General features: G+C 70.6%; 7 protein-coding genes. 3 read left to right on the top strand and 4 right to left on the bottom strand.

From position 1 onward, the window contains the following. The 4 genes from cydD to hisC all read right to left on the bottom strand — a co-directional run bounded on the left by cydD (position 1) and on the right by hisC (position 7,424). Positions 1-3,531, bottom strand: coding sequence for a thiol reductant ABC exporter subunit CydD (cydD, locus tag ACFVYK_RS26920; RefSeq protein WP_389778430.1), 3,531 nt, complete (start codon positions 3,529-3,531; stop codon positions 1-3). 92 nt (positions 3,532-3,623) lie between these two features. Continuing rightward, positions 3,624-4,628 carry a cytochrome d ubiquinol oxidase subunit II gene (gene cydB / locus ACFVYK_RS26915; protein WP_389778428.1) on the bottom strand — a complete coding sequence of 335 codons (1,005 nt, stop codon included), beginning with the start codon at positions 4,626-4,628 and terminating at the stop codon, positions 3,624-3,626. Positions 4,629-4,648: 20 nt separating this feature from the next. Next, positions 4,649-6,157 carry a cytochrome ubiquinol oxidase subunit I gene (locus ACFVYK_RS26910; RefSeq protein WP_389778459.1) on the bottom strand — a complete coding sequence of 503 codons (1,509 nt, stop codon included), beginning with the start codon at positions 6,155-6,157 and terminating at the stop codon, positions 4,649-4,651. Between the two features lie 187 nt (positions 6,158-6,344). Further along, positions 6,345-7,424, bottom strand: coding sequence for a histidinol-phosphate transaminase (hisC, locus tag ACFVYK_RS26905; RefSeq protein WP_389778427.1), 1,080 nt, complete (start codon positions 7,422-7,424; stop codon positions 6,345-6,347). A gap of 495 nt (positions 7,425-7,919) precedes the next feature. On the opposite strand from hisC, the gene ACFVYK_RS26900 reads away from it, so the two are divergent. From ACFVYK_RS26900 to ACFVYK_RS26890, 3 genes are all read left to right on the top strand, one after another. Continuing rightward, positions 7,920-9,032, top strand: coding sequence for a LacI family DNA-binding transcriptional regulator (locus ACFVYK_RS26900; protein ID WP_389778425.1), 1,113 nt, complete (start codon positions 7,920-7,922; stop codon positions 9,030-9,032). Between the two features lie 719 nt (positions 9,033-9,751). Next, positions 9,752-10,837: a metallophosphoesterase gene (locus tag ACFVYK_RS26895; protein ID WP_389778423.1), complete on the top strand. Its 1,086-nt coding sequence runs from the start codon at positions 9,752-9,754 to the stop codon at positions 10,835-10,837. A gap of 305 nt (positions 10,838-11,142) precedes the next feature. Then, positions 11,143-12,009 (top strand): hypothetical protein, encoded by an 867-nt coding sequence (locus ACFVYK_RS26890; protein WP_389778422.1) that lies wholly within the window; start codon positions 11,143-11,145, stop codon positions 12,007-12,009. The last annotated feature ends 194 nt before the right edge of the window (positions 12,010-12,203 follow it).

Raw genomic sequence — 12,203 nt, 5'->3', positions numbered from 1 at the left:
TCACGACCCCACGGACGCGCCGCGAAGGGTCGTGACCGGCTCCGCGCCGCCGAGCAGCTCCGCGGCGTCCTCCCGCTCGGTCATTCGCCGCAGCGGGCCGTCCACGAGGGCCAGCTCCGCGTACGGGCCTCGCTGCACCACCTGGCCGCCCTCCATCACGAGCACCTCGTCGACCGCGTCGAGTCCGGCCAGCCGGTGGGTGATGAGCAGCGTCGTCCGGCCCTCCGTCGCGGCCAGCAGATCCCGTGTCAGCGCGTCGGCGGTCGGCAGATCCAGATGCTCGGCCGGCTCGTCGAGCACCAGGACGGGGAAGTCGGCGAGCAACGCCCGTGCGAGGGCGAGCCGCTGTCGCTGCCCGCCGGAGAGCCGGGCCCCGTGCTCGCCGACGAGCGTGTCGAGTCCGTCGGGCAGCCCGTCGGCCCACTCCAGCAGCCGGGCCCGCGCCAGCGCGTCCCGCAGGTCTTCCTCGCTCGCGCCCTTCCTTGCGAGCAGCAGGTTCTCCCGCACGGAACTGTCGAAGAGGTGCGCGTCCTGGGCGCACAGTCCGACCATGGCCCGGACGTCGTCGCCGGACAGGGAGCGGGCGTCCATCCCGGCCAGCGTGTACGAACCCGCGTCCGCGTCCAGGAACCGCAGCAGCACCTGCGCGAGCGTGGTCTTGCCGGAGCCGGAGGGCCCCACGACGGCGATCCGGCGGCCCCGGGTCAAGGTCAGGCCGACTCCCGTGAGCGCGTTCCGGTCCTGTCCGGCGTACCGGGCGGACAGCCCCTCGACCACGAGCGGGAAGGGCGACGCAGGCGCCTCACGAGGGCGCTCCGGCTCCCGTACCGGCTCGGGGGAGTCCAGCACCTCGAAGACCCGCTGCGCGCTTCTGCGCACCCGCTGGCGGTACTGCACGGCCGCGGGCAGTCCCAGGACGGCTTCGAAGGCGGCCAGCGGGGTCAGGACGACGACGGCCATGATCACGCCCGCGAGCCGACCGTCGGCCACGGCCCGCACGCCCACGAGGGCGGCCGCCGTGACCGTCAGGCCGGAGACGAGGGCGGTCAGCCCGTCGCCGAGCGCGGTGGCGGTCGCCGCACGCGAGGCGATCCGGGTGAGCACGCCGTCGGCCGCGCGCACCTGTGCCGCCCGGGCAGGCAGTGCGCCCGCGACGGTCAGTTCGGCGGTGCCGGTGAGCAGGTCCGCCGTGCGGGTGGCGAGCAGCCCCCGCGCGGGCGCGAGCCGGTGCTCCGCCCGGCGCGCCACGGCGGCGGTGACCAGCGGGACGCCCACCCCGGCCGTCAGCAGTCCGACGGCCAGCACGGCTCCCGCCTCGGGAAGCAGCCACACCGTGAACGCGACCGACCCGGCCGAGACGACGACGGCCGCGCCGGCGGGCAGCAGCCAGCGCAGCCAGTAGTCCTGCAGGGCGTCCACGTCGGCGACCAGCCGGGTCAGCAGATCGCCCCGCCGGGTCCGGCGGAGCCCGGCGGGCGCCAGCCGCTCCAGCCGCCGGTAGACGGCGACCCTGGTGTCGGCCAGCATCCGTAGCACGGTGTCGTGCGACACGAGCCGCTCCGCGTAGCGGAACACCGCCCGCCCGATGCCGAAGGCGCGGGTCGCCGTCACGGCCACCATCAGATACAGCACCGGCGGCTGCTGCGCGGCCCGTGAGATGAGCCACCCGGAGGTGGCCATGAGACCCACGGCGCTGCCGAGAGCGAGGCTGCCCAGCAGCAGGGCGAGGCCGAGCCGGCCGCGTCGGGCTCCTGCCATGGCGCGAACCCGGGCCGGCACACCGTCGCCATGCCGCACGGCGCCCGGCTCCACCGCCCGCCCGACGGTCGCCGTCGCCGTCGTCGTCCCCTCCGGCAGGACGGGCACGTGCTTGGGCGCGGCCGTCACGGGCTCACGCGGCTCGGTCCCGGCGAGTCGCACCACACGGTCCGCCACCGCCAGCAACGCCGGCCGGTGCACGACGAGCAGCACCGTCCGCCCGGCCGCGAGCCGCCGCACCGCCGCCACGACCTCCGCCTCGGTCTCTCCGTCGAGCGCCGCCGTCGGCTCGTCCAGCAGCAGGACGGGGCGGTCCGCGAGAAACGCACGGGCGAGCGCGAGCCTCTGCCGCTGCCCGGCGGAGAGCCCGGCGCCGTCCTCGCCGAGCACGGTGTCGGCCCCGGCGGGCAGCGCGTCGACGAACTCCAGCGCGCCCGCGTCCGCCAGCGCCCTGCGCAGGGACGCGTCGTCGGCCTCGGGACGCGCCAGCCGTACGTTCTCGGCGATCGTGCCGGCGTAGAGGTGCGGGCGCTGCGGCACCCACGCGATCCGCGACCGCCACTGCTCCAGGTCGGCCTGAGCGAGGTCGACTCCCCCGGCCAGCACCCGCCCCTCGTCCGGCCGTACGAAGCCCAGCAGGGCGTGCAGCAGCGTCGACTTGCCCACCCCGCTCGGGCCCGTCAACGCGACCGTCTCGCCGGGCCCGACGGTGAGGCTCACGCCGGAGACGGCGTCGCCGGAGCGTCCCGGGTAGCGGACGGTCACCGCCTCGAAGGCCACCCCGCCCTCGGTCACCGCGACCGTTCCCGACGCCGGTACCGGAGTCTCCAGCACTGCGAAGATCTCCTCCGCGGCCGCGAGTCCCTCGGCGGCCGCGTGATACTGCGCGCCGACCTGCCGGAGCGGGAGATACGCCTCGGGGGCCAGCACGAGGATCACCAGGCCGATGTACAGGTCCATCTCGCCGTGCACGAGTCGCATGCCGATCGTCACGGCGACGAGGGCCACGGAGAGCGTCGACAGCAGCTCCAGCGCGAACGACGAGATGAACGCGATCCGCAAGGTCCGCATGGTCGCCTGGCGGTACTCGCCGGTGATGCGCCGGATCGACTCGGCCTGCGCCTTGGCCCGTCCGAACACCTTCAGCGTGGGCAGCCCTGCGACGACGTCCAGGAAGTGCCCGGACAGCCGGGACAGCAACCGCCACTGGCGGTCCATCCGCGACTGCGTGGCCCAGCCGATCAGCATCATGAAGACCGGGATCAACGGCAGGGTGCTGACGATGATCGCGGCGGAGACCCAGTCCTCCGTCACGATCCGCGCGACCACCGCCACCGGCACGACCACCGCCAGACCCAGCTGAGGCAGATAGCGCGAGAAGTAGTCGTCGAGGGCGTCCACACCCCGCGTGGCGAGAGCCACCAGCGAACCGGTGCGCTGTCCGCTGAGCCAGCCGGGCCCCAGGGCGGCAGCCCGTTCCATCAGCCGCCCGCGCAGCTCCGACTTCACGGCGGCGCTCGCACGGTGCGCGGCGAGTTCGGTGAGCCAGGCGACCAGCGCCCGACCGACCGCCACGGCGGCCAGCAGCAACAGGGGAGTGCGCAGTTCGGCGACCGACATGCCGTGCTCGAACGCGCCGACCACCGCCCCGGCGATGAGCATGGCCTGAGCGATGACCAGCATCGCTCCGACAGCGCCCAGACCGACGACCGCTACCAGGAAGACGCGTGTGGCGCCGGCGTACCGCAGCAGACGCGGGTCGATCGGTTTCACGTGAAACACCCTCTTCTCGCAGAGCGTGTTTCACGTGAAACGCGCTCGCTCCTCACAGGGGGTGTTTCACGTGAAACCCCCCCGCCCAGGACTCAGTGAGCGGACTCGGCGATGTGCTGCGTACCGATCCGCTTGCGGAACACCCAGTACGTCCAACCTTGGTAGAGCATCACCAGCGGCGCGGCGACTCCCGCGCACCAGGTCATGATCTTCAAGGTGTAGGGGCTCGACGAGGCGTTGGTCACCGTCAGGCTCCAGTCCGCGTTGAGCGTGGACGGCATGACGTTCGGAAAGAGCGTCAGGAAGAGCATCGCCACGGCGGCCACGATGGTGACCCCGGAGAAGGCGAAGGACCAGCCCTCACGCCCCGCCCGGATCGTCACGAGCGCCGCGAGCAGTGCGGCAACCGCCACGACCAGGGCGACCAGGCTCTTGGCGTCACCGCTGTCGATCTGCGTCCACAGCAGGAAGACCAGCGCGACCACAGCGGTCAGGAGGCCCACCTTCAGGGCCAGTTTCCGCGCCCGCTCCCGAATGTCGCCGACGGTCTTGAGCGCCGTGAACACCGCGCCGTGGAAGGTGAAAAGCGTCAGCGTCACCAGGCCGCCGAGCAGCGCGTACGGGTTGAGCAGGTCCCAGACGTCGCCCACGTACTCGAAGTTCCGGTCGATCTTCACGCCCCCCACGATGTTGCCGAACGCGACGCCCCACAGGAACGCGGGCAGCAGCGAGGTCCAGAAGATCGCGGTTTCCCAGTTGCGCTGCCAGTCCTCCTCGGGCCGCTTCGCCCGGTACTCGAAGGCGACGCCGCGCACGATCAGACAGACGAGGATGAGCAGCAGGGGCAGGTAGAACCCCGAGAAGAGGGTGGCGTACCACTCGGGGAAGGCGGCGAAGGTGGCACCGCCCGCGGTGAGCAGCCACACCTCGTTGCCGTCCCAGACCGGCCCGATGGTGTTGATGAGCACCCGCCGCTCGGGCCGGTCGCGGGCGAGCAGCCTGGTGAGGATGCCGACCCCGAAGTCGAAGCCCTCCAGGAAGAAGTAGCCGGTCCACAGGACGGCGATCAGAACGAACCAGACGTCGTGCAGTTCCATGATGGTGCAGCTCCCTCGGCCTAGTAGGAGAAGGCCATCGGCTTGTCGGCGTCACGGGAGTCGCCGCCGATCTTCGTGGGCGGGGTGAGGTCGGACTCGGTGAGCTCGGGCGGGCCGGCCTTCACGTACTTGACCAGCAGCTTGACCTCGATGACGGCGAGGACCGCGTACAGCGCCGTGAAGATGATCATCGAGGTGAGCACCTCGCCCTGGGACACTCCGGGGGAGACCGCGGCGCGGGTCTGCAGGACGCCGTAGACCGCCCAGGGCTGGCGGCCCATCTCGGTGAAGATCCAGCCCCAGGAGTTGGCGATCAGCGGGAAGCCCAGGGTCCAGACCGCCGCCAGCCAGTAGAGCCTGGTCAGCTTGGGGCTCAGCGCCTTGTTCCGGAAGAGCACCACGTGCGGCACCTCGTCCTCGCCGACCCTCAGGTGCTGGGGCAGCAGGAACTTCTTACGGGTGAGCCAGAGCCCGGCCAGTCCGAGCGCGACGGACGTCATGCCGAAGCCGATCATCCAGCGGAAGCCCCAGTAGGCGACCGGGATGTTGGGCCGGTAGTCGCCGGGACCGAACTTCTCCTGTTCGGCCTTGTTCACGTCGTTGATGCCGGGGACGTACGAGCTGAAGTCGTCGTTCGCGAGGAAGGACAGCAGGCCCGGGATCTCGATCGCGACTTTGTTGTGCCCTTCCTCGACGTCGCCGTAGGCGAAGACCGAGAAGGGCGCCGGCGCCTCGCCGTCCCACAGGGCCTCGGCGGCGGCCATCTTCATCGGCTGCTGCTTGAACATGACCTTGCCGAGCACGTCACCGCTGACCGCGGTGAGCAGACCGGCGATGACCACGGTGATCAGGCCAAGCCGCAGCGAGGTCTTCATCACGGGGATGTGCTTCTTGCGGTACAGGTGGAAGGCGGCGATGCCGACCATGAAGGCGCCGCCGGTGAGGAAGGCAGCGGACATGGTGTGGAAGACCTGGCTGAGCGCGGTGTTCTGGGTCAGCACGGCCCAGAAGTCGGTGAGCTCGGCCCGGCCCTTCTCCTTGTTGATCCGGTAGCCGACCGGGTGCTGCATCCACGAGTTGGCGGCGAGGATGAAGTAGGCCGACAGGACCGTGCCGATGGAGACCATCCATATGCAGGCCAGGTGAACCTTCTTCGGCAGCTTGTCCCAGCCGAAGATCCACAGCCCGATGAAGGTGGACTCGAAGAAGAAGGCGATGAGGGCCTCGAAGGCCAGCGGCGCGCCGAAGACGTCGCCGACGAAGCGCGAGTAGTCGGACCAGTTCATGCCGAACTGGAACTCCTGCACGATGCCGGTGACGACGCCCATCGCGATGTTGATCAGGAAGAGCTTGCCCCAGAACTTCGTCGCCCTCAGGTACTTCTCGTTCTCCGTCCGCACCCAGGCGGTCTGCAACCCGGCGGTGAGGGCCGCGAGGGAGATCGTCAGGGGAACGAAGAGGAAGTGGTAGACGGTGGTGATGCCGAACTGCCAGCGCGCCAGTGTCTCCGGTGCCAGAGCCAGGTCCACGTCGTCACTCCTAACCTCACGCTCGTGGATCACGCTTGTGAAAGCGTTCACATTCACAAGCTAGTATGCCGCAAGGATTTTCGACATGCCGAAGGGGGGTCCCCTTACCCGCGGGAACCCCCCTGCCGACTGCCTGCCGACCGCCTGTCTAGCGCCTCTGACCAGCAGCGATCCGCTGGTCAAGGCATCACAGGTCCTTGCGGAACCCCTCCGCCACCTTCAGGAAGATGTCGTTCGCCTCGGTCTCTCCGACCGTCACCCGCACGCCCTCGCCGGGGAACGGCCGCACCACGACACCCGCCTGCTCACACGCCCCCGCGAAGGGCACCGTGTGCTCGCCGAGCCGCAGCCACACGAAGTTGGCCTGCGTCTCGGGCACCGTCCAGCCCTGCGCGCGCAATCCCTCGACCACGCGCAGACGCTCGCACACCAGCGAGCCGACCCGGCCGAGCAGCGCGTCCTCGGCGCGCAGCGAGGCGATGGCGGCTTCCTGCGCCAGCTGGCTCACCCCGAACGGCACCGCCGTCTTGCGCAGCGCCTCCGCCACCGGCTCGTGGGCGATGGCGAAGCCGACACGCAGGCCCGCCAGGCCGTAGGCCTTGGAGAAGGTCCGCAGAACGCAGACATGCGGCCTCTTCCGGTACAGCTCGACACCGTCGGGCACCTCGGGGTCGCGGATGAACTCCCGGTAGGCCTCGTCGAGCACCACCAGCACGTCACTCGGCACACGGTCGAGGAACCGCTCCAGCTCGGCCCGCCTGACCACGGTGCCGGTGGGGTTGTTGGGGTTGCAGACGAAGATCAACCGGGTCCGGTCGGTGATCGCGTCGGCCATCGCGTCCAGATCGTGCACGTCACCCGGGGTCAGCGGCACCTGCACGGCCTTGGCGCCACTGATCTGCGTGATGATCGGATAAGCCTCGAAGGAACGCCAGGCGTACATCACCTCGTCCCCCGGGCCCGCGGTCGCCTGGACGAGCTGCTGGGCGACGCCCACGGAACCGGTGCCCGTGGCCAGATGGGAGGCGGGCACCCCGAAGCGCTCGGCGAGCTCGTTCACCAGGCCCGTGCAGGCCAGGTCGGGGTAACGGTTGAACGAGGCGGCCGCGGCCGTCACGGACTCCATCACGCCCGGCAGTGGCGGATAGGGGTTCTCGTTGGAGGACAGCTTGTAGGCCACGGGACCGCCGACCATGGCCGGCTTGCCCGGCTTGTAGGTGGGGACCCCCTCCAGCTCGGCGCGCAGCTTGGGGCTCGTCTCGCTCACCGCAGTCCTCCTCATGACCACCACCGGCTTCAATACTGCTCACCTTATGAGGATTCGGCCCCCGTGCGAACAGGTCGTCGGCCGGAGATCGCCGCCCGGAACGCGCAGACCACGCAGGGCGGACGGGAGGGACGACGGAGGAACCGCGCAGCGACCGCCGGGTGGACGACGCAAGGAGGCCCGGGGGACCTCTACGACTTCTGAGGACGAAGGGCACGAAGGCGTACTCGTCGGGGGGCGCGCTGCACATATATCTACGCGCCGGTGGCTCACTCCGTGGCGCGCATCCCTCGTGCAGGTGAGTTGAGACCTCTTCGAAACATCGGTGCCTTGGCAGGCTCATCCGTGCCGACACGTCACGTACTGGCACAGAAACGATCAATTGGCTTTGTTTCCAAGGCAATTGGCCCCCACAAGCCTTGCAGAAACGTGCCTGTCAACGCGTGCATATGCGTCCGCCCTACCCCACCTGATGAGCCCTACTATCGGCTCGCCATGACAGCAGCAGGGAAGCACCAGGTGAGCCGCGCGGAAACCTCACGCCGAGGCAGCCGACCGGGCCGGGCGGGCATCAGGGACGTGGCCGCCGCCGCCGGAGTCTCCATCACGACCGTCTCCGACGCCCTCAACGGCAAGGGCAGGCTCCCAGACGCCACCCGACGCCATGTCCGCGAGGTCGCCGACCGACTGGGCTACCGCCCCTCCGCGGCCGCCCGAACCCTTCGTACCGGCAAGTCGGGCCTCATCGGCCTGACCGTGACCACGTACGGGGATGAACCTTTCACCTTCACCGAGTTCGCGTACTTCGCGGAGATGGCGCGCGCCGCGACCTCGGCCGCGCTCGCCCGCGGCTACGCACTCGTCATCCTCCCGGCGACCTCACGGCACGACGTGTGGTCGAACGTCGCCCTGGACGGCACGGTCGTCATCGACCCCTCCGACCACGACCCGGTGGTCAGCGAACTGGTCCGGCAGGGCTTACCGGTCGTCTCCGACGGCCGCCCGGCCGGCACGCTCCCGGTCACCGCCTGGGTGGACAACGATCACGAGACCGCCGTCCTCGACATCCTCGACCACCTGGCCGACGCCGGCGCCCGCCGCATCGGCCTCCTCACCGGCACGACGACCGACACCTACACGCACCTGTCGACCAGCGCGTATCTGCGGTGGTGCGAGCGGGTGGGCCAGGACCCCGTCTACGAGGCCTACCCCGCCCACGACCCCTGCGCCGGCGCCGTGGCAGCCGACCGGCTGCTGGCCCGCCCCGACCGCCCCGACGCCGTCTACGGCCTGTTCGACCCCAACGGCACGGACCTGCTGGCCGCCGCCCGCCGCTACGGGCTGCGGGTGCCGGAGGATCTGCTGATCGTCTGCTGCAGCGAGTCCACGGTGTACGCCAACACCGAGCCGCCCGTGACGACCCTCTCGCTGAAGCCGCGCCGCATCGGAACAGCGGTCGTCCAACTCCTCATCGACGCGATCGAGGGCGTGGATGCGGACGGGCCGGTCGAGCAGGTGGTCCCGACCGAGCTGATCGTGCGGACCTCGTCCCAGCGACGCCCCCCTCGGACGACGGTCAGCCCGCCGAGGGGCCCGGAGGGGAAGTAGGCCGAGCAGCTGCCGCCGTCCCGCCGCCGTCCCGTCGTAGTTCTCCAACGGGGGTGGGACGGTGCCGGGTTCGGGTTCGCGCTCGGGTTCACGTCCGGGTTCGCGTCCGGGTTCGGTTCGGGTTCGGGCTCACGTCCGGGGTCGGGTTCGGGTTCGGGCCCATGTCCGGGGTCGGGTTCGGGTTCGGGCTGATGTCCGGGTTCGGGTTCGGGTTCGGGCTGATGTCCGGGTTCGGGTTCGGGTTCACGTCCGGGTTCGGGGTCACGTCCGGGGCCGGGTTCGGCGGCGTTCGTCACCGGCGGCGTTCGTCAACGTAGGTGGGCGAGTGGCGCGTATGGGCGATTTCCGTTCCGCCTCCCGGCCGGGAATCGGCGCCCCCGGCTCCCGCTCGCGGCCGCCGTCCACCGTCTGCGGTCCACAGCCCGCAGGCCCGCAGGCCCCGGAAGGGGGACCGCCGCAGAGCACCGTTTGTCCCGGCGGAGCCTGTCGTGGAGGTGGGGCGCGGGCAGGGGCGCGGTGTGTTCCCTGTGAGTTCCGACTGCCGAAGCCCGGTCCAATCGGGGCGAAAGCCGCGATGAACTGGAGCCTTGCTCCGATTCACCACCCCTGGGTCATCACACGGCACGATCCGCATTCCTATGATGGGCGCACGGCACCGCGGGCCGCTGCGACCAAGCAGCCCGAAGGGTGCAGATGCGGCGCGATGGTGGAGGGGTCTGATGACTCAGGGGGCCGGTCAGGGACCCGAGGTGGAGCGGACGGCGACGTTGCGCGACTTCCGGGTGCCCGCGTACGTCAACGAGACCGGTCCGTACGACCACGGCACACAGCCCGGCGACGCGGCGCCGCCCCTCGACGAGCCGCTGGAGCATCCCGACGGCTACACGCCCACCCAGCGCGATTTGCCCGTCATCAACCGCCGCGGCGACACCCTCCAGGTGGCCGTGGACCCGGCGACCGCGCAGGCTCCGCTGCCCGCGACCGGCCCTGGCCCGCTCTTCGTCGTCGGCGACGTGCACGGTTACCTCGACGAACTGGTGGCCGCACTGCAGGAGAAGGGCCTGATCGACGACGCCGGCAACTGGTGCGCGGGCACCGCCCGGCTGTGGTTCCTCGGCGACTTCACCGACCGCGGGCCGGACGGCATCGGCGTCATCGACCTCGTCATGCGGCTGTCCGCCGAGGCCGCCGCCGCCGGCGGATACTGCAAAGCCCTCATGGGCAACCACGAACTGCTGCTGCTCGGGGCCAAGCGCTTCGGCGACACGCCCGTCAACTCCGGCGCCGGCACCGCCACCTTCCAGGCGGCCTGGCTGCTCAACGGCGGCCAGAAGTACGACATGGACCGTCTCCAGGATCACCACCTTCAGTGGATGGCCCGGCTCGACGCCGTCGAGGAGGTCGACGGTCATCTGCTCGTCCACTCCGACACCACCGCCTACCTCGACTACGGCGACTCGATCGAGGCCGTCAACGACACCGTCCGCGAAACGATCACGCGCAACGACGCGGACGAGGTGTGGGACCTGTTCCGCAAGTTCACCAAGCGCTTCTCGTTCCGCGACGAAGGGGGCGCCGCCGCCGTCCGCTCCCTGCTCGATACGTACGGCGGCACCCGCATCGTTCACGGGCACAGCCCGATTCCCTATCTGCTCGGCGAGGTCGGCTCCGAGGAGGACGAGGACAGCGGCGGCCCCCACGTCTCGGGCCCGCACGTCTATGCGGACGGACTGGCCATCGCGATGGACGGGGGCGTGACGATGGCCGGCAAACTGCTGGTCCAGCAACTTCCCCTGGACGTCTGAGCGTTCCGGCAAGGCTCGCCGGCGGCCCCTCGGGGTCTTTCTCGGACCTTCGCGGGGCCTCCTCGGGAGCTATCTCGGGAGCCCTTCTCGGTGGCTTCAGGGTTTTCCCAGGGTCTTCTCGACGACCGACGCGCCTCGTTCCGGGATCACTCGCGACACCCGAGGCCGGGGGCCAATTTCGGCAAACCCCCTGTCACCCCATGCCGTCGCCGCTCTACCATCGGCTTATCCGTAGCAGGCTCCCCTCCGTTTCTGCCCGACGGCTCGTTGGCATGCGAGCCCCAAGCCCTACGGAGCATCGGGGGATGCACATGAACAGCGTTCCGCAGCACCTGCACAGCGAGGACCGCCAAGAGTACGAGCGGATCCTCGAAGAGGCGCTGCGCTCCGCCCCACACCACCCGGACCTCGTCGCTGTGGGACAGCGGCTCAACTCCGAGCAACTGCGCACCATGGCGCTCAACGCCTCCGCGCTCATAGCGGTGGCCGCGGCGGCCGAGTACCAGCACTACGTGAAAGTCCGCGAGGAACTGCGCCACCCCGCGCCGTCGACCGCGACGGCCACGCCCGAGTCCGCTCCCGTCGAGCCGGGCGCGGCCACGATGGACCTGACCACGACCATGGGTGATGCGGCCGAGGCCGCCGGGGCGGGCGCCGTCGCCGCCGTCCTCACCCCCGTACTCGCCGGAACCGCGGCGGTGATCTTCCTTCTGGTCGGGTACGTCCTCAGGGCACTCGCCCCCGAACAGGGGTTCGCCCGGACCATGGTCGCGGCCGGCTGGGCGTTCGGTGCGGTCGCCGCCGCCGCGATCCTCGTCGCCACCGTCGCTCTGCTGCTCACCGCCCTGCGCAACCGGCCCTCTCTGGAGGCCGGGCCGTACGGCGAGCTGAACGAGGAGGTCAGCCGGGCCAAGGAAGCCTGGCGCGAAGCCCTGCTCGAACGCGGCATCCTGCCGTTCCTCCGGGAGGCTCTCGCGGATCCCGGCACGGCGACCGCCCTGGACACCGAACCCAACCCACCGGCTCCCACCGGTCGCCTCCCGAAGATCGGTTACGGCCGCCCGGGCTTCAGCAGCCCCGACGACGGCCGCTCCACCGGTCCTCGTCCGAGCTTCAGCAGCCCCGACTACTCGAGCCCCGATTTCGGCGGCCCGGAACACCACCCGGAATAGGCACCACTGCGACACAGGCCGGAGGAGGGCGGGCCGTACCGCGCCGCGTCGGGCCGGATGGGGCTGAATTGGGCCGGCCCGTATTGCGCCGGGTCGGCTCGGGCCGGACGGGGCCCGCGCTGCACCGGTCCTGAACCTGTCGGCCAGGGGCCCGCGCTGCTTCCGGTCCTGAACCTGTCGGCCTGGGCACATCG

It is taken from the genome of Streptomyces sp. NPDC058291 (assembly GCF_042880855.1).
GTDB lineage: Bacteria > Actinomycetota > Actinomycetes > Streptomycetales > Streptomycetaceae > Streptomyces.
Note: the sequence above shows the minus strand (reverse complement) of the source record. Positions and strands in the feature narration are given on the sequence as shown.